Origin of the sequence: Cellvibrio fontiphilus, assembly GCF_042646205.1 — a bacterium.
Lineage (GTDB): Bacteria > Pseudomonadota > Gammaproteobacteria > Pseudomonadales > Cellvibrionaceae > Cellvibrio > Cellvibrio fontiphilus_A.
Window position 1 is genome coordinate 143076 of record NZ_JBHRTF010000006.1, and the last position, 18037, is coordinate 161112.

Sequence of the window (18037 nt, forward strand, 5' to 3'; positions counted from 1 at the left end):
TGATATTTGCTTAGCGATTGCGATAGCGCGCTGCAATTTGTTTCACTTTGCGCTCTGCGCTAGAAAATGCATCACGTACAGCTACGTGTATAGATTCGTCATCCTGGGTAATTGCGACAGGATGGCCTTTGATGTCTAGTTCGATAGACGCCCGGTATTGTTTGCCTTTGTGCTTGTGCTGGTGAGGAGCATCGAGAACAACTCGACTGTGAACGATTTGATCGGTGTATCGGTTAAGTTTTTCGAGTTTTTTGGTGATGATGTCGTTTAGTGCGGCAGAAGAGTCCAGATCACGATATACAACGTCGACAGCAGGTTTCATCGTAAAGCTCCTTAACGTTTATGGAAGGAGGGATGTTGACCTATTGATAAGTATTATTACCCTCTCTTCTTATATGGAACGTCCTTCAATAAATATCAAGTTTTGACACTGGTTTTCTTAATAATATTTTGATCTCTTGCTTAGCACTTTCTGATCTTAATGTCATACCTTGCTTCTGTCGGGTATGTATACTGATCGATCTATGCCGTTTCAGAGTAAAAAAACATCAGTCGTGCAAAATGAATTAATGGTGTTGCAAATGGAAAATGTATCCCTGGCGGGTAAAAAGATTTTGATTGCAGGTGGCAGTGGATTTATTGGCGGCCACCTTTGTCATGAGTTGATTAAGTTGGGTTGTGAAGTATGGGTTTTGTCGCGTAATTCTCGTCGCGCAATAAAGAAGCTTGGTGCTGGTATTCGGGTGGTTGAGCAGTTAGATGGGCTGGTTGGTATAGAGTTTTTTGCTTTGGTGAATCTGGCGGGGGAGCCGCTGGGGGCGGGGCGCTGGAATCATTCCCTAAAGTTACGTTTTAGGCAGAGTAGGGTTGATTTTACAAATCGTCTCTATCAGTTTTTTTTAGCGCAAGAGCAATTTCCTGAGGTTGTCATTAACGCCAGTGCTATTGGGGTATATGGCAGTCGAGGTTCGGAGTGTCTTACTGAGTCGTCTGCTGTTGGTGAAGGCTTTGCGGCTGAATTGTGCCGCGATTGGGAGGCGGCTGCGCAGCAGTTTGCTTCTCGATCCGTCCGTTTGTGCTTGGTTCGTATAGGTATAGTTTTGGATGCTGATGGTGGCGCATTAAGACAAATGCTTCCGGCCTTTAAAATGGGGTTGGGCGGGCGAATGGGTAGCGGGGATCAGTATATGTCATGGATCCATCGGGAGGATTTGGTTCGCCTGTTTGTCTATCTGCTGGCCCATTCGCAGGCTGTCGGAGTGTTCAATGGCGTGGCGCCCATGCCTGTCCCCAATAATCTTTTTACCTCAACATTAGCTTCATGTCTTGGGCGGTCAGCACTCCTGCCAATGCCGGCTTTCGTCTTGCGCTTGCTGTTCGGTGAAATGGCGGATGCGTTGCTTTTATCCAGTCAAAGGGTGGTGCCGCGAAATGCTGAGCAGCAAGGGTTTGAATATTTATATCCTAGTTTAGCGGAGGCATTGAAAAAAATTTTGAAAAAATAACTTGCGTGTCCTTGAAAATTCTTTGAGCGCCCTTAATTTTGTCAATGTGATCGCTCGGCAGAGGATTACATTGCAACACTGGCTTGATCTGATGATAGGCCCAAACTACTTCTTATTGCTCATTTGAGGATATTGAATATGCGTAATTTTGATTTTTCTCCACTTTATCGTTCAGCAATTGGTTTTGATCGCATGGCTAATTTGCTGGATAGTCTCTCTCGCACCGAACAGAACCAGCCAAGCTATCCGCCTTACAATATCGAGCTGACTGGTGAAGATAAATACCGTATTACCATGGCGGTTGCCGGTTTCGATCAGTCGGAATTAAATATTGAGGTGAACCAAAATAACCTCACTGTATCGGCAAACAAAACAGGTGATGAGCAACAGCGCACTTATTTGCATCAAGGAATAGCGGCGCGTAGTTTTGAGCGTCGGTTCCAATTAGCTGATCACGTACAGGTACAATCAGCGCATTACGAAAATGGTCTTTTGCACATAGATTTGCAGCGAATTATTCCTGAGTCCATGAAGCCGCGCAGTATTCCTATTGGAATACAAACTGCAGAAAAGCTTACTGTAGTACCAAATGAAAACACAGCCGCGATTAACGACCAGGTTAGTGCTGCATAAGTTGGAAAATTAATTTCCCCTAACCCGTAATAGGCCCTGCATCAAAAGATCGCGGGGCCTTTTGGTTTTAGCGAGTTAGGTTCTGAAGAGTTTTGCTCTCACTGTCTCGCGATAAGCATTCGGAGTTATCTCCAATTTCTTTTTAAACAACATGGTGAAGTAATTCGTATCTTGATAGCCTACTTTGTCTGCGATTTCAGCGATTGATAAGTTGCTGGTTTTTAAAAGGTCTTTCGCGGTATTAATGCGGATGTCTTGCAAATATTCTAGAGGCGTCTTTCCCAATGCATTTTTAAAACGCCGGTTGAGTGTGCGCACACTCATCCCAAAGCGTTCACTTACCTGGGGAAATAAAATCTCGCGATGATAGTTATCTTCCAGCCAAATCTGAATCTGGGTAATTTGTTCGTCGGGGTGAGGGTTGTTGTTGGCTTCAAAAAATCCGCTTGCTTCATAAGATTTTCGGATTTCATGTGAAAAGTGCCGTTCCACATGGCTTGCAATTTTTTTTCCAAAAAAGCGTTGAATGAAATGCACAGTCAAATCTGCAAGAGAGTTGACACTGGCGGCGCAGTAAAGACTTCCCGCTTGGGTAATAAAGTATTGTCGCTTCAAATGGGTTAAGGGGTAGTCGCGCTGAAATTGGTCGAAATAATGCCAGTGCGTAGTTGCTGCTTTACCATCCAGTAGTCCCGCCTCGGCGAGAAAACAACACCCTGTTCCCACCGCACTAATGATCGCTCCATCTTGATGTTGTTGTTGCAGCCAGGGAATGAGGGCAGCGTTTCTCCTGACAATAGGGCGGGGGTTGCGCCAAAGTCCCGGGATGTAGATCAAATCGTATGACGCGGTGTCGTTGATTGTCTTGTCTGGGTGCCAGTGCATACCGGTTCGAACCATCACTGGATCGGGCGAAATGGCTATTGTCTGGATGTCGATTCGCCGTCTTTGGGAGGCTTCCGGCATGGTGTGGCCAGCGCTTTCGGCTGCCAGCAGCATTTCCATCGGCAGGGTGCTGCTTGTGGCGAGCATTTGTTCACATAGCACAAAGCAGATTTTTACTGGCGGGTTGTTGGTCATTTTTTAGTTCAAAGGAATATGTTCTATTGGCCAATTTAGCAGATAAAATGGCTAAATCAAAATGTAGTGAAAAAAGCTTATCGCCATACACTTGCTCTACTTATTGCTGTTTATGGTGGAGTTTTTATGTCACTTGCACGCCTGCCGATTATTGTGGGGTTTGGGGGATTCAACGCCGCAGGGCGTAGTTCGGGTCACCATGCTTATCGCCGGATGGTCATCGAAAGCCTTGATGCTGCAGAACGCCAGGAGACCTTGGCTGGATTGGCAGTGATGATGGGGTTGATCAGCTTTGCTGACGGAAGTTACCGTGATCGGGAAGGCCAGCCGTTGGGTCTGCCGGAGATTGAGGTGCGATACGGCGCCGAAATTCTGGACGGGACCCTAATAAGACGTATCGATAAAACCTTTTTTGATGTGGATGCTGCGCACTGGCAAAAGTCGGCGACCATTGGGCTTGAGGGCGCGCCCTTGGTATTTGAATTGCGCAAGCGTGACCTGCCGGAGCCTGTTCCAGAGGGCTGGCAGTTGGAAGAGGTGGATACTGATCGGGTGCGCGTAACCGCGCCGTCAGGGCTGAATGTCAAGTTTGATAGCTACCGCGATTTGCCGGTGAAATCAGCTGGCCAAATGCCGCGCGGTTTTGAACCGGGTTCGCTCTATAACTCACATTACCATCCCCGTGCATTGCAACTGGCGGTCATAGGTGCTTCAGATGCGCTCAGGTCGACAGGTCTATCCTGGCAGACAATTATTAGCGCGGTACAGCCTGATGAGGTTGGGGTGTATGCCAGTAATGTGATGAGCCAGATGGATGAAAACGGCTTTGGTGGATTGTTGCAATCCCGCTTGAAAGGTAATCGGGTAAGCGCTAAGCAGTGCCCTTTGGGTTTGAATACCATGCCAGCTGACTTCGTGAATGCCTATATTCTGGGAAGTGTAGGGCAGACGGGTGCTATCACCGGTGCTTGCGCATCCTTTCTGTACAACCTACAGGCGGCCGCTGATGATATATCTGCCGGTAAGTGCCGCGTCGCTCTGGTTGGTTGCGCGGAAGCCCCGATAGTGGCTGAAATCATAGATGGTTACGCAACCATGGGGGCGCTTGCAAGCGAAGACAAGCTGAAGAAATTGGATGGCGTGGACGAGGCAGATCCGCGTCGCACCAGCCGACCTTTCGGTGAGAATGCTGGCTTTACTATGGCAGAGGCGAGCCAATACATCGTATTGATGGATGATGCATTAGTGATGGAGTTGGGTGCGGATGTTCATGGCGCCGTGGGTGACGTATTCATCAATGCGGATGGTTTTAAAAAGTCCATTTCTGCACCGGGGCCAGGCAATTACATCACCATGGCTAAGGCTGTCGCTTCTGCCCGGGCAATCCTTGGTGATGAGTCTGTGCAGAAGCGCTCCTTGATTCAGGCGCATGGTTCAAGCACGCCACAAAATCGGGTGACTGAATCGCAGATTTTTGATCAGATCGCCAAAGTTTTTAATATTACCAATTGGCCTGTGGCGGCGGTCAAAGCTTATGTGGGTCATTCTTTATCGGCCGCAAGCGGCGAGCAGTTGATTGCCAGTTTGGGGGTTTTTAAATACGGCATAGTGCCGGGCATCAAAACCATCGATAAGGTGGCTGATGATGTTTATGCGGAGCGACTGGCTATCTCCACCAGCGACCAAATTCGTCAAGAGCCAATCGATGTTGCCTTTCTGAATTCAAAAGGCTTTGGTGGTAACAATGCGACCGCCAGTATTTTTGCCCCTCATATTGTGGATGCAATGTTAGAGCGTCGTTATGGCGAACAAAAGTTTGCCCAGTACAAAGCTGCTAGGCAGCAGGTTCAGGCGGCGGCCACTGATTATGATGCGGCTGCACTGAAAGGTGATTTTTCTACTATTTACCATTTTGGTGAAGGGCTGATTGATGAGTCGATGATCCGGGTGGATCAGCAGCAGTTGACTCTCCCGGGTTTCGTGCAAGCTATTGATTTGCAATTTACTAATCGATTTGCGGATATGTTTGACTAGATTTAGTGGTTGGATTGACTCCAACCCACAGTCACTAGGGGGGGGTAATACTGTTGATTGCCTCTGCGGCCTATACAAAGCTATTTCTTTCCCTTAAAATGCCGCGCCTTTCGTACAGCTTATTGTGCGACTAACGATTTTAACTTGAAAGGCTTGCCTTTCCCTTACAGTAAACACAGGAAGAAGACCTCAATGGTAACTATTCGTCTGTCACGTGGTGGCTCTAAAAAGCGCCCTTTTTATCATCTGACCGTAACTAACAGCCGTAGCGCCCGTAACGGCCGCTTCATTGAGCGCATCGGTTTCTTCAATCCGGTTGCCCGTGGTCAAGAAGAGCGTCTGCGCATCGATGCAGATCGTTTGCAATACTGGGTTGGTCAAGGTGCGCAATTTTCCGAGCGCGCTGAACAACTGGTTAAAGAAAGCAAGAAAGCAGCTTAATCGTTTGCTCATAACAGTAAAGGCGCCTGATGTCTGCGGAATCCAATTTAGTTAACGTCGGGCGAATTACCGCTGTTTACGGTGTGAAAGGGTGGGTGAAAGTCCACTCTTACACTGAGCCGCAAGAGAATCTTTTTGAATATCATCCTTGGTTCCTGAAGAGCAAGCATGGTGTAAAAAAAATCGAAATCGATGATGCCAGACCGCATGGCGACGCTTTTGTTGCGCACATTGTTGGTGTAGATGATCGTGATCTAGCTATGCAGTACACTGCGGCTGATATTGCAATTGAACGTGATTTGCTGCCTGAGCTGGATGAGGGTGAATACTATTGGAGTCAGTTGGAAGGCTTAGTGGTATTTACGCAGTTTGATGGCAAGCGGCAGCGTCTAGGTGTTGTTTCCAAAATCATGGAGACGGGCGCTAATGATGTGCTGGTAGTTGCCGGCGATGCTGGAAGTATCGACCAGCGTGAACGTTTGATTCCCTATGTGCCGGATCAGTTCGTTTTGTCGATTGATTTGACCGTTGGCGAAATGCTGGTGGATTGGGATCCCGAGTTCTAGGAACCAGTCGATCGCGCACATTAAAGGCGAGAGGAGTTATCGTCAATTGCTCAAGATTGCGGTTATCTCTATCTTCCCTGAAATGTTTAATGCGATTTCCGGGTTTGGTGTTTCCGGCAGGGCGATTAAGCAATCGCTTGTCGAGTTAAAAGTTATAACGCCACGTGATTTTGCCCATGATCGCCATTCAACAGTAGATGATCGCCCCTATGGCGGTGGTCCTGGAATGGTAATGATGGTTCAGCCTTTGCGCGATGCAATTGCAGAGGCGAAGCAATGGGCGGGTAATGACGCAAAAGTTATTTACCTGTCGCCACAAGGCAGAACAATGGATCAGGCTGGTGTAACTGAGTTGGCCAAATGCTCCAAAATGATTCTCTTGGCGGGTCGCTATGAGGGGATTGACGAGCGTTTATTGCAAACTGTTATCGATGAAGAATGGTCCATTGGTGATTACGTACTAAGCGGCGGTGAGCTGCCAGCAATGGTGCTGATCGATGCAGTGATAAGATTGATTCCCGGTGCCTTGGGGCACGCTCTCTCTGCAGAGCAGGATTCATTTACGGACGGCTTGTTGGATTGCCCCCACTATACTCGTCCGGAAGATTTTGAAGGAATGCGTGTACCTGAGGTGTTGTTGTCGGGTAATCACGAACTTATTCGGCGCTGGCGTTTGAAACAAGCGTTAGGGCGAACGTGGCTAAAAAGGCCAGATTTATTGCATGCAATAAAATTAACCGAGGAGCAGCAAAAGCTGTTGACGGAATATCGTCGTGACCTTGATACGACAAACTCTAGCTGTGAAGCTATAGACTCTTAGGAGAATATCAATGACTAACCCAATTATTCAGGCGTTGGAAAACGAACAACTGAAAGCAAGCGTTACCGAATTTTCACCAGGCGATACTGTTATTGTAAACGTGAAAGTAAAAGAAGGTGATCGCGAGCGTGTACAGGCTTACGAAGGCGTTGTAATTGCTATTCGTAATCGTGGTTTGAACTCTGCTTTTACCGTGCGCAAAATTTCTCACGGTGTTGGTGTTGAGCGTACCTTTCAAACTCACAGTCCATTGATTGAGAGCGTTGTTCTCAAGCGTCGTGGCGATGTGCGTCAAGCTAAGCTGTATTACCTGCGTGACCTTACTGGTAAGGCTGCTCGTATCAAAGAGAAGTTGGTATAAGTTTTACTTTTCACATTTGCTTTTTAACGAGTGTGTGAAAAACAAAAAGCCGGACAGGATACTGTCCGGCTTTTTGTTTATTGGCATGGCGTTGCCGTGGCGAGAGTAAATGGCTAAAGTCCGCGTAAATGATTATCGAAACAGTTGAGAATTATGACCGGGGATAGTCGAGGTAATATTTCTATTGGGGATTCCTTATTAATTGGAGATTTCCTTGATGCTATTTGGATGGAAAAAGGCCTAAGTGCTAATACTCAAGAGTCTTACCGGCGCGACCTGAGTCAGTTTGCCCTATGGTTGGCGGGCTGTGGAAGGGATCTTATAAGTGCTGACGCGGCATTGATTCAGGATTATTTGAATGATCGCCTGCAAGCCCGGCTTTCCAGTCGGACCGCAGCACGTTTTTTGTCATGCTTGCGCGGCTTTTATCGTTATCTTTTGCGTGAAAACAGGTTATCTGAAAATCCTCTGGCGCTTATCGATAATCCAAAATTATCGCCTTCCTTGCCGAAATCTTTAACTGAAGCTGATGTCGAAGCATTGCTTGCTGCGCCCGATACTGATGATCCCATAGGTTTGCGTGATAGAACCATGTTAGAGGTTCTTTATGCCTGTGGGCTGCGGGTGAGTGAGCTGGTGGGCTTGACCATGTCACAGATTAATTTGCGACAAAATGTTGTTCGTGTGATGGGAAAGGGCAGCAAAGAGCGGCTTATCCCAATGGGGGAAGAGGCGGCGGCATGGCTGCAGAGGTATTTTTGCGAAGCGCGACCTATTTTGCTGAATAATCTTCCTGATGAGGTAGTATTTCCCAGCGCGCGTGCCCAGCTGATGACGCGCCAGACCTTTTGGTATCGCATTAAGCACTGGGCGAGTGTGGCCGGAATACAGAAGGACTTGTCGCCGCATACTTTACGGCACGCTTTCGCGACCCATTTATTGAATCACGGTGCCGATTTGCGTGTGGTACAGTTGCTGCTCGGTCACAGTGATCTGTCCACCACACAGATTTATACCCACGTGGCAAAACTGCGCATGAAGCAGCAACACGCAGAGCATCATCCGCGCGGTTAGGAGTCAGGTGTTAAATCCATATTTTCTTCACTTTTAAGAGATAATTAGATGATAAAAACATTAAAAAAATTTGGTTTTATCGCTTTGCTGGGCTTTACAGGCAGTGCATGCATATCGGTACCTATCGCTTCAGCCCAGGGTGAACTGTTAAAGCGTAAAACCACTGAGGAAACCATTTTGGAAAAACTGCGTCAGGCGCGTCCTGATATTAATTTTGGTGAGCCTCGCCCTGCTGTTATTAAGGGGTTGTACCAAGTGCAGGTTCCGGGTGGGCCGTTGTTGTTCGTTACACCAGAGGGTGACAAATTTATCGCTGGTGAAGTGTTTGGAATTGATGCGAGTGGATTTTCAAAAATTGAAGATCCTTATGTTATCGAGGAGCGTAAAAAGGCTCTAGCTAGCTTGAATTCAAAAGACAGTATTGTTTTTAAACCGAAAGGTAAAACCAAAGCTGTTGTGTATGTGTTTACTGATATCGATTGCGGATACTGTCGCAAGTTGCATAGTCAGATGCACACCTACAACGAAGGTGGTCAAGAAAAACCGGGCTACAACGATTTAGGTATAGAGATCCGTTATTTGGCTTATCCGCGCGCGGGTATTCCTAGCCCTTCTGCGGATAAGCTGATATCTACTTGGTGCGCCAAAGACAAGCAAGATGCTATGACTAAATTAAAGGCAGGCCAAACAGTTGCCAATGCGGTTTGCGATAATCCGGTAGCTAAACAATTTCAGTTAGGTGGCCAGTTGGGGGTTAATGGAACGCCCGCGCTGTTCTTGCCGGATGGCAAATTGATGCCCGGCTATTTGCCTCCTGAAGAGCTTGCAAAAACTCTGGGTATATAACTTTTATGGTGTGTTTACCCCTACTTTGAAAGTTCTTGCCAACCGCTTTACCCCTGCATTGACACTGACGGCCACCATGAGTATGGTGGCCGTCTTTTTATTATTGGCGTAGTTTTCACTAGCATTTAACGAGGAATTCACCTTGAAACCGGTAAGAGTTGGCATCTGCGGTCTTGGCACCGTGGGCAGTGGTACAGTAAATATTCTCACGCGCAATAAGGCGCTGATTGATGCCCGTGCCGGCTGCGACATTACCATAGTGCAAATTGGCGCACGTCGTGATAACCCCAATTGCGACACATCCGCATTTAATGTGACTCGAGATGTATTTGATGTGGTGAATAACCCGGATGTAGATGTTCTGGTTGAAGTAATGGGTGGTACCACTGTTGCTAAGGATCTTATTCTCAAAGCGATTGAAAATGGTAAACACATTATTACCGCTAACAAGGCTTTGATCGCCCATCACGGCAATGAAATTTTTGCTGCGGCAAAAGCCAAAGGTGTGACCGTTGCTTTTGAGGCTGCTGTTGCTGGTGGTATCCCTATTATCAAGGCGATTCGCGAGGGTTTGGCAGCAAATAAGATTGAATGGCTCGCCGGCATTATTAACGGCACGGGTAACTTCATTCTCACTGAAATGCGCGACAAGGGTCGCTCTTTTGAAGATGTCTTGGCCGAAGCCCAGGCGCTAGGCTATGCCGAAGCTGACCCAACCTTTGATGTTGAGGGTATAGACGCTGCGCATAAACTGGTAATCCTTGCGTCGCTGGCATTTGGTATTCCGCTTGAAATCAACAAGGTATTTACTGAGGGAATTACCAAAATTGCTACTGAGGACGTGACCTACGCTGAGGAGCTGGGGTATCGCATTAAAAATCTTGGCATTGCACGTCGTACTGATAAAGGAATTGAACTGCGTGTACATCCCACGCTAATCCCTGAAAAGCGCCTGATTGCTAATGTTGATGGTGTGATGAACGCAGTGTTGGTAAAAGGTGATGCTGTAGGCGCTACGTTGTATTACGGTGCAGGCGCGGGTGCTGAACCTACAGGCTCCTCAATTGTCGGTGATATTGTTGATGTGGCGCGCACGCTTACGGCTTCGCCGGAACACCGTGTGCCTTATTTGGGTTTTGGTGCAGATTTTGTTTCGGCGCAGCCCATACTGGCTATCGAAGAGGTAGAAACCGCTAACTATTTGCGCATGTCGGCGCAGGATAAGCCGGGTGTTTTATCAAAAATAGCCACTATCCTGAGCGATTCGGGCATTAGTATCGAGGCGATGATTCAGCGCGAAGCCAAAGAGGGCGAGTCTACCGTACCACTGATTTTGCTTACCAATAAAGTGCAGGACAAGAAACTCACCGCCGCGATTCGTAGCATAGAAACGCTTGACTCTATTACCGGTGCGGTACAGCGCATCCGTGTTGAAGCATTGAAATAATTTAGGATTCCTACCGTGAAATACATCAGTACCCGCGGCCTTGCGCCAGCACTTAATTTTGAAGAGGTTGTGCTCACCGGTTTGGCACCTGATGGTGGGCTGTATGTGCCAGAAACCTTGCCAACCTTCAGCCAGGAAGAAATCGCCTCGTGGGCGGGTTTGTCATATCAAGAACTGGCATTTAATGTGATGAAACCTTTTGTTGCTGGCGCCGTCAGCGATGAGGATTTCAAAAAAATTATCGCTGATGCTTACTCAACATTCCGTCACGATGCCATTGCTCCGCTGGTACAAACCGCACACAACGAGTGGATTCTGGAATTGTTCCAGGGGCCAACTCTGGCATTTAAAGACTTTGCGTTGCAATTCCTGGGGCACTTGCTTGATCACCTGTTGAAAAAGCGCAACCAAAAAGTAGTAGTCATGGGCGCTACCTCTGGTGATACAGGATCTGCTGCGATCGAAGGCTGTCGTCGCTGCGATAATATCGATATTTTTATTATGCATCCGCATAACCGTGTATCGAATGTTCAGCGCCGTCAAATGACGACGGTGTTGGCTCCTAATGTATTTAACATCGCCCTCGAAGGAAATTTTGACGATTGCCAGAATATGGTGAAAGCCAGTTTTGGCGACCAATCTTTTCTACCTGATGGCCGCCAATTGGTTGCAGTTAACTCGATCAACTGGGCGCGCATTATGGCCCAAATCGTTTATTACTTTTACGCTGGGCTGGCTTTGGGTGCACCGCATCGCCCAGTTGCCTTTTCGGTTCCTACTGGTAACTTCGGCGATATCTTTGCTGGATATTTGGCCAAAAAAATGGGCTTACCCGTTGATCAACTAGTTATTGCTACCAACAGCAATGATATTTTGCATCGCTGTATCAGTAGCAATGATCATAGTAAACATCAGTTGCAGCATACTCTATCGCCCAGTATGGATATTATGGTGTCCAGCAATTTTGAGCGTATGTTGTTTGACTTATACGATCGCGATGGCAATGCCATTCGTCAGCTGATGGAAGATTTTAAATCTGGCAGTATGACTTTAAAAGAATCAGCATTGGTACGCGCGCGCGAATTATTTACCAGTTATGGTGTGAGTGATGAGGTTACTATCGATGTAATTCGTTCAGTATTCGATCGCACCGAATACCTGCTTGATCCACATACCGCTATTGGGGTTGAGGCGGCGCGTAAAACACGTCGCCGCAAGGATATTCCAATGGTAGTACTTGCAACTGCACATCCAGCCAAGTTCCCCGAGGCGGTACGCAAAGCAGGTCAGGATACTGACCCGGCATTGCCGCATCATATGCAGGATCTTTTCGAGCGCGATGAACGTTACACTGTACTTCCGCAAGATTTGGCTAAAGTGCAGCAATTTGTTGCCGCAAATGTACGCAAATAATCTCGCTGAAATACCGTGAGAAAAACGCCGCAGGGATCAACTCCTGCGGCGTTTTTATTTGCAATCAAGAATTGATATATAGAGCATAAGTTTTGCTCAATCATCGCCCTTATTTTTCAAGAATATTTTTATGCAAAAAAAAATACGCCGTCGCGAGTATTCAAATCTAATTGAGTTTGATGCCTCATTTCATCCTTTGTTACAGCGTATTTATGCAGCGCGTGGTGTGCTAGGTGCTAACGAACTGCAATATTCATTGGCAAATTTACACAAGCCCACGTTCAAGGGGTTGGCAGAGGCTGTGAGTATACTGGCAGACGCGGTGGTTGCTCAGGCCCGAATACTTGTTGTTGGTGATTTTGATGCAGACGGAGCAACTAGTAGTGCTTTAGCAGTATTGGCATTAAAAGCCTTTGGTTTGCCCGATGTGGACTTTTTGGTTCCAAACCGTTTTGAGTATGGCTATGGGCTAACACCAGAAATTGTTGCTGTCGCAGCGGCACAGCAACCAGACATTATTATTACTGTGGATAATGGTATCTCTAGTGTCGATGGAGTAAGTGTGGCTCGTGATCTTGGTATTGCGGTGATAGTAACCGATCACCATCTACCGGGTACGCAATTGCCTGATGCCGATGCGATTGTGAATCCCAATCAACCTGGCTGCGAGTTTCCCAGTAAAAATCTTGCTGGCGTGGGTGTTATTTTTTACGTGATGAATGCATTGCGCGCTGAACTTCGCCAAATGGGTTGGTTTGAAGAGAGCGGTATTCCGGAGCCAAACATGGCGGGCTTTTTAGATTTGGTAGCATTGGGAACCGTTGCTGATGTGGTGCCGCTGGATTACAACAACCGTATATTAGTCGCACAGGGCCTGCAGCGTATTCGCGCAGGTGTGTGCCGCCCTGGAATCAAAGCGATGCTGGAAGTGTCGGGCAAACAGGCTAACAAATTGGTGGCAAGTGATTTTAGTTTTGCATTGGGGCCGCGTTTAAATGCAGCGGGGCGCTTAGATGATATGTCCCTCGGTATTCAATGTTTGATGTGCGAAAGTGAAAATCTTGCGCGGGAAATGGCGGCCCAGCTCGACGAATTAAATCGCGATCGCAAGGCTATAGAAACAGGTATGCAGCAGGAGGCTATGACTATGCTGCAAAAAATATTACATGATGATGCGGATAAGCTACCTTGGGGATTATGTTTATTTGATGAAACCTGGCACCAGGGAGTGATAGGTATTTTGGCTTCGCGTATAAAAGATAAATATCACCGTCCAACGATTGTTTTTGCGGATGTCGGTGATGGCCAAATCAAAGGATCCGCTCGTTCTGTTCCCGGGTTTCACATTCGCGATGCACTGGATGCTGTAGCTGCACGTCATCCACACTTGTTGCAAAAGTTTGGTGGCCATGCAATGGCAGCTGGAATGAGTTTGTTGCGCGAGCATTTTGATGAGTTTGCCCGGGCTTTTGATGCAGAAGTTCGGCGGCAATTAAAAGATGAGGATTTGCAAGCTGTTGTTGTAAGTGATGGTGAACTTCAATCGCAGGAGTTTTCTATACAGCTCGCTAGTCAGCTGCGTGATGCTGGTCCTTGGGGGCAGCATTTTCCTGAGCCGGTATTTGATGGTGAGTTTTATTTGCTACAACAAAAGCTCGTTGGCGCCAACCATCTGAAAATGACCTTGGCAATTGATGCTCAAGGTCAGCAGTTAATTGATGCGATTGCATTCAATGTAGACACCACTTTTTGGCCCAATCAAGAGCTAAAAAAAATTCGTGTTGCTTTTAAGCTAGACATTAACGAATTCCGTGGTAAAACAAATTTGCAGCTATTGGTTGATCACCTTGAACCGGTGGTTGTAACTCACTAAAGCTTTTGCTTTTTTCATAAAATTTTTACCAATTCCTTTTTAACATTTTCCACAATAATGGGTTGAGCCTCTGCCGTAGGGTGAATGCCATCCCGCTGCATCAGCTCAGTGTTTCCGCCAATGCCCTCTAACAGAAAAGGTATCAACCCTGTTTTATTTTTTTCTGCCAATGCAGGAAAAAGCGCTTTAAATTGATTGCTGTATCTCGCGCCGTAATTGGGGGGTATCTGCATCCCTGCAAGTAGTACCTTGGCGTTGGCTTTTTTACTGGCGTCTATCATGAACTGTAAATTCTGTTCGAGTAATTTGAGTGGTTGGCCGCGTAGTGCATCGTTTCCGCCCAGCTCTAAAATCACTATGTCGGGCTGGTGTTGAGTCAACAGCGCCGGTAAACGATTTTTACCTCCAGAGCTGGTTTCTCCACTAACGCTTGCATTAATGATCTGAACATTGCTCTCTTGCGTTAATTGTTCTTCGAGCAAGCTAACCCAACCATCGTTGATATCTATTCCATAGCCTGCACTTAAGCTGTCGCCCATGACCAGGATTTTTGTCGGTGCCTCTGCATAGCTCTGACTGGTGACAATTGTCAGGAGTAAAAACAAGTAAATCTTCAGCTTGCGCATGGTTATCAAAATCCTATGTTAATAGAATGATTCTAATGATGTACGAATGCTCGTTATTTTCCTGGGTTGTTTAACACCGCTATTGGATAAAGGTTACTTAATTATGTCTGTTGTTGCTATGGTTCAAGCAAATTCAGTTACTAAAGAGGTTGATACTCAGGAGGGCAGGCTAACAATCCTTCATCCTATTTCGATCAATGTAAATCCCGGCGAATCGCTGGCTATCACCGGCGCTTCCGGTTCGGGCAAATCAACCTTGCTAGGTATTCTTGCTGGGCTGGATGTGCCAACCAGTGGAGAAGTAATTCTTAATGGGAAAAATCTTTCACTCTTGGATGAGGAGGGGCGCGCAAAAGTTCGCGCAGACAATCTGGGCTTTATTTTTCAATCCTTTCAGTTATTACCGGGGCTCAGTGCCCATGAAAATGTCATGTTGCCATTGGAGTTGCGTGGTGACAAAGCGGCGAGCAGCAAAGCGCGTGAATTTTTGCAGCGCGTCGGTTTGGGGCAACGGCTACATCATTACCCTCAACAGTTATCGGGCGGTGAGCAACAGCGTGTTGCAATTGCCCGCGCCTTTGCCAGTGAACCCAAGGTATTGTTTGCCGATGAACCTACAGGCAATTTGGATAGTGCTACAGGCGCACGCATTATTGAGCTTCTTTTTGAATTGAATCGCGCTCAGGGCACAACACTAATTTTTATTACACACGAAGAGCGATTAGCCCAGTTATGTTTGCGTCGCGTTGAATTGGCAGCAGGTACTTTGGTTTCCGGGCGGGAGTAGCAGTATGAAACTAGCTATTAATTTATTGCGACGCAATTGGCGAAGCGGCGAATTAAAACTGCTTGGCTTTTCGTTAATGTTGGCGGTAGCGGTGCTCAGTGGCATCGCAATTTTTACTGATCGCTTGGAAGCCACACTGATTAGCGAAAGCAATAGCGTATTGGGCGCAGATTATATTGTACGCGGCTCCCAGCCCCACAACAGCGAATGGGAGCAGGAGGCTGAACAAGCAGGCATTCGTTACACTAAAGCGGCATTGTTTTCTTCTATGGTATTTGCCGGCGATGAAATGCATCTCGCTTCGGTTAAGGCAGTGGATCAAGGTTACCCATTACGCGGTAATTTTGAGGTCAGCACTATACCATTTGCGATGAAAGCCAGTGATATTGAAGTCGCTACACAGGTTCCACAATCAGGAGAGGCCTGGGTAGACTCACGCCTATTGCCATTGTTAAAAATTGAGCTGGGCGACAGTGTTGCAGTAGGTGAGTATGAACTGCGCATTAGCCGTGTACTGATTCGTGAGCCCGATAGCGCTAATCCTTTTAGTATGACTGGGGCGCGATTGATAATGAATATTGCTGACTTGGAAAAAACCCAAGTTGTGCAGCCCGGCAGTCGAGTCGACTATCAATGGTTAGTAGTTGCGGATGATAATAATCGATTGAAAAGTTTTATTGCAGATTTAAAACCAAAGCTGAATAAGCATCAGCGATTGGTTGATATTAATTCTGCACAAGAAAGGGTAGGGCGCACGTTAGATACTAGTCGTCAGTTTTTATTGTTATCTGCAGTTATTGCGGTATTGCTTGCTGGAGTTGCAATTGCAATTAGTGCGCGTCAATTTTCGGCGCGACATACAGATCAAGTTGCATTGATGAAAAGTTTAGGTGCAAGCGCCAAGTTAATTCGCAGCCTCTATTTTTCGCAACTACTGCTGCTTGCCATTATCGCATCGCTAATCGGTTTATTTGTGGGGGAGTTGCTTCAGCGTTTTGTGGCGTTAAGCTTGCAACAGGCCTACCAAATTCGCTTGGGCTCAGCGAGTCTCTACCCTTATGCTTTGAGTTTTTTTAGCGGTATTTTATGCCTGGTTTTTTTTGCGTTACCTGCGCTATGGCATTTGCCTGGTATACCACCACTAAAAATTTTACGTCGCGAACTGAGTGTGAGTATGCCTCAAGTATGGCAACAAGGATTACTGGCGCTATTTGCAGTACTTTCTTTGGTGGTATTGTTTAGCCGCGATATTGCACTGGCTCTAAGTATTAGTGGTGCTTTATTGGCAGTCATTCTGGTCACTATTATTGCCGCCTTTGGTTTATTAGCGCTGAGCAAAAAAATGGTATTGCATCTTGGGGGATTCTGGCGCTTGGCATTCGCTAATTTACAGCGACAACGCGGTCAAAGTCTGGTGCAAATTCTGGTGTTTGCGGTAGCTATTATGCTGTTATTTACGCTTACCATTGTACGCACTTCGCTCATTGAAGAATGGAAGGTGCAGGTGCCTGATGAAGCGCCGAATCACTTTCTTGTCAACATTCCTCCCGCTGAGCTCAGTGATGTGCAGGCTATATTGGCCGATAACAATGTGCGCCCTGAACCCATTTATCCGATGATGCGTGCGCGTCTCACACACATCAATGGTGTTGAAACTACCGAGGAACAGCGCGCTGCAGCTAATGCGTTGCGTCGGGAGTTGAATGTTACCTGGTCTGACAAGCTTGCTGAAGATAATAAAATTCTTGCAGGAAAGTGGTGGGATACCTGGCAGCGAAGCTCAGCAAATCTACCCGGTGTTTCAGTCGAGGAGGGTACGGCAAAAGAAATCGGTTTGAAGCTTGGCGATAAACTGCAGTTCTCATTCGGTGGTTTGTTGATGGATGCAGAGGTTGCCAGTTTTAGGAGTCTGGATTGGCGCAGTATGCGTCCGAACTTCTTTTTTATATTCGAGCCGGGATCGCTGGATTCCTACTCACCCACTTTTATCACCAGTATTTATTTGCCTGCTGATCAAAAGTCGGTAATCAATAAATTATTATTGGATCACCCTACTATTTTAGTCATGGAGTTGGATCGAATCATCGGCCAGATTCGCACCATTATTAATCAGGTAAGTGATGGCGTTTTGCTGGTCTTATGGTTAACACTTATTGGTGGTTGCTTGGTGTTGCTTGCTGCGGTTATGGGTAGTATTGCTACACGAAAACAACAGGCAGGACTGTTACGTGCGCTAGGAAGTCCGCGTCGTTTAATTGTTGGCAGTATTTGTGCTGAATTTGCGATATTGGGCTTTCTCGCCGGTTTAATTGCTATTGTGGGAACAGAGATTTTACTGATTAGTTTGCAGACTTTTGTGTTGGAAACTCCTATTCAGCCACACTACCTGTTTTGGTTGATTTCTCCTTTAAGTGGTGCGCTGTTTGTTGCCTCCCTGGGTTACATCTGCTGTCGTCACACTGTAACTACTCCTCCTGCCGTGGTGTTGCGCGAGGCGGCATAGGTGGCTGTAGGAACTAGTCCCAAAAAAT

Annotated in this window: 17 protein-coding genes; 14 read left to right on the forward strand and 3 right to left on the reverse strand. The window is 46.8% G+C overall.

All coding sequences use genetic code 11. The annotated features are described in order from the left end of the window. Positions 1-10: 10 nt before the first annotated feature. On the reverse strand, positions 11-322 hold the full coding sequence (locus tag ACFODX_RS14405) for an HPF/RaiA family ribosome-associated protein (protein ID WP_378120373.1): 312 nt from the start codon (positions 320-322) through the stop codon (positions 11-13). Positions 323-524: 202 nt separating this feature from the next. Between ACFODX_RS14405 and ACFODX_RS14410 the strand changes: the two genes are divergently transcribed. Beyond that, complete coding sequence (locus ACFODX_RS14410; protein WP_378120375.1) at positions 525-1505, forward strand: TIGR01777 family oxidoreductase; 981 nt, start codon at positions 525-527, stop codon at positions 1503-1505. Between the two features lie 138 nt (positions 1506-1643). After that, positions 1644-2138 (forward strand): Hsp20 family protein, encoded by a 495-nt coding sequence (locus ACFODX_RS14415; RefSeq protein WP_378120377.1) that lies wholly within the window; start codon positions 1644-1646, stop codon positions 2136-2138. Positions 2139-2213: 75 nt separating this feature from the next. Here the strand turns inward: ACFODX_RS14415 and ACFODX_RS14420 are convergent, their stop codons facing one another. Next, complete coding sequence (locus tag ACFODX_RS14420; protein WP_378120380.1) at positions 2214-3218, reverse strand: GlxA family transcriptional regulator; 1005 nt, start codon at positions 3216-3218, stop codon at positions 2214-2216. Positions 3219-3344: 126 nt separating this feature from the next. Between ACFODX_RS14420 and ACFODX_RS14425 the strand changes: the two genes are divergently transcribed. From ACFODX_RS14425 to recJ, 10 genes are all read left to right on the forward strand, one after another. Further along, positions 3345-5252: a beta-ketoacyl synthase gene (locus tag ACFODX_RS14425; RefSeq protein ID WP_378120382.1), complete on the forward strand. Its 1908-nt coding sequence runs from the start codon at positions 3345-3347 to the stop codon at positions 5250-5252. Positions 5253-5444: 192 nt separating this feature from the next. After that, positions 5445-5693, forward strand: a complete 249-nt coding sequence (gene rpsP / locus ACFODX_RS14430) for a 30S ribosomal protein S16 (RefSeq protein ID WP_007642190.1) — start codon at positions 5445-5447, stop codon at positions 5691-5693. A gap of 29 nt (positions 5694-5722) precedes the next feature. After that, positions 5723-6259 carry a ribosome maturation factor RimM gene (gene rimM / locus ACFODX_RS14435; RefSeq protein ID WP_378120385.1) on the forward strand — a complete coding sequence of 179 codons (537 nt, stop codon included), beginning with the start codon at positions 5723-5725 and terminating at the stop codon, positions 6257-6259. 46 nt (positions 6260-6305) lie between these two features. Next, entirely contained in the window at positions 6306-7079 is a 774-nt protein-coding gene (gene trmD, locus ACFODX_RS14440) for a tRNA (guanosine(37)-N1)-methyltransferase TrmD (protein WP_378120387.1), read from the forward strand. A gap of 4 nt (positions 7080-7083) precedes the next feature. Beyond that, entirely contained in the window at positions 7084-7440 is a 357-nt protein-coding gene (gene rplS / locus ACFODX_RS14445) for a 50S ribosomal protein L19 (RefSeq protein WP_255356037.1), read from the forward strand. A 153-nt stretch (positions 7441-7593) separates the two neighbouring features. Then, positions 7594-8514: a site-specific tyrosine recombinase XerD gene (gene xerD / locus ACFODX_RS14450; RefSeq protein ID WP_378121011.1), complete on the forward strand. Its 921-nt coding sequence runs from the start codon at positions 7594-7596 to the stop codon at positions 8512-8514. A gap of 48 nt (positions 8515-8562) precedes the next feature. Next, positions 8563-9360 carry a DsbC family protein gene (locus tag ACFODX_RS14455; RefSeq protein WP_378120390.1) on the forward strand — a complete coding sequence of 266 codons (798 nt, stop codon included), beginning with the start codon at positions 8563-8565 and terminating at the stop codon, positions 9358-9360. 142 nt (positions 9361-9502) lie between these two features. Then, complete coding sequence (locus tag ACFODX_RS14460) at positions 9503-10807, forward strand: homoserine dehydrogenase (protein WP_378120393.1); 1305 nt, start codon at positions 9503-9505, stop codon at positions 10805-10807. Between the two features lie 15 nt (positions 10808-10822). Then, the gene (gene thrC, locus ACFODX_RS14465; protein ID WP_378120395.1) at positions 10823-12220 is read left to right on the forward strand and encodes a threonine synthase; all 1398 of its coding nucleotides are present in this window, start codon (positions 10823-10825) and stop codon (positions 12218-12220) included. A gap of 130 nt (positions 12221-12350) precedes the next feature. Then, positions 12351-14093: a single-stranded-DNA-specific exonuclease RecJ gene (recJ, locus tag ACFODX_RS14470; RefSeq protein WP_378120397.1), complete on the forward strand. Its 1743-nt coding sequence runs from the start codon at positions 12351-12353 to the stop codon at positions 14091-14093. Positions 14094-14107: 14 nt separating this feature from the next. Here the strand turns inward: recJ and ACFODX_RS14475 are convergent, their stop codons facing one another. Further along, positions 14108-14719 carry an arylesterase gene (locus ACFODX_RS14475; protein WP_378120399.1) on the reverse strand — a complete coding sequence of 204 codons (612 nt, stop codon included), beginning with the start codon at positions 14717-14719 and terminating at the stop codon, positions 14108-14110. Between the two features lie 103 nt (positions 14720-14822). On the opposite strand from ACFODX_RS14475, the gene ACFODX_RS14480 reads away from it, so the two are divergent. Both ACFODX_RS14480 and ACFODX_RS14485 read left to right on the forward strand, forming a co-directional pair. Then, on the forward strand, positions 14823-15506 hold the full coding sequence (locus ACFODX_RS14480) for an ABC transporter ATP-binding protein (RefSeq protein ID WP_378121013.1): 684 nt from the start codon (positions 14823-14825) through the stop codon (positions 15504-15506). Between the two features lie 4 nt (positions 15507-15510). After that, the gene (locus ACFODX_RS14485) at positions 15511-18009 is read left to right on the forward strand and encodes an ABC transporter permease (protein WP_378120401.1); all 2499 of its coding nucleotides are present in this window, start codon (positions 15511-15513) and stop codon (positions 18007-18009) included. The last annotated feature ends 28 nt before the right edge of the window (positions 18010-18037 follow it).

Bases quoted from the DNA above. Each gene is read 5' to 3' on its own strand.
- ACFODX_RS14405 (WP_378120373.1), bottom strand. From the start codon at position 322: ATGAAACCTGCTGTCGACGTTGTATATCGTGATCTGGACTCTTCTGCC.
- ACFODX_RS14410 (WP_378120375.1), top strand. From the start codon at position 525: ATGCCGTTTCAGAGTAAAAAAACATCAGTCGTGCAAAATGAATTAATG.
- ACFODX_RS14415 (WP_378120377.1), top strand. From the start codon at position 1,644: ATGCGTAATTTTGATTTTTCTCCACTTTATCGTTCAGCAATTGGTTTT.
- ACFODX_RS14420 (WP_378120380.1), bottom strand. From the start codon at position 3,218: ATGACCAACAACCCGCCAGTAAAAATCTGCTTTGTGCTATGTGAACAA.
- ACFODX_RS14425 (WP_378120382.1), top strand. From the start codon at position 3,345: ATGTCACTTGCACGCCTGCCGATTATTGTGGGGTTTGGGGGATTCAAC.
- rpsP (WP_007642190.1), top strand. From the start codon at position 5,445: ATGGTAACTATTCGTCTGTCACGTGGTGGCTCTAAAAAGCGCCCTTTT.
- rimM (WP_378120385.1), top strand. From the start codon at position 5,723: ATGTCTGCGGAATCCAATTTAGTTAACGTCGGGCGAATTACCGCTGTT.
- xerD (WP_378121011.1), top strand. From the start codon at position 7,594: ATGACCGGGGATAGTCGAGGTAATATTTCTATTGGGGATTCCTTATTA.
- ACFODX_RS14455 (WP_378120390.1), top strand. From the start codon at position 8,563: ATGATAAAAACATTAAAAAAATTTGGTTTTATCGCTTTGCTGGGCTTT.
- recJ (WP_378120397.1), top strand. From the start codon at position 12,351: ATGCAAAAAAAAATACGCCGTCGCGAGTATTCAAATCTAATTGAGTTT.
- ACFODX_RS14475 (WP_378120399.1), bottom strand. From the start codon at position 14,719: ATGCGCAAGCTGAAGATTTACTTGTTTTTACTCCTGACAATTGTCACC.
- ACFODX_RS14480 (WP_378121013.1), top strand. From the start codon at position 14,823: ATGTCTGTTGTTGCTATGGTTCAAGCAAATTCAGTTACTAAAGAGGTT.
- ACFODX_RS14485 (WP_378120401.1), top strand. From the start codon at position 15,511: ATGAAACTAGCTATTAATTTATTGCGACGCAATTGGCGAAGCGGCGAA.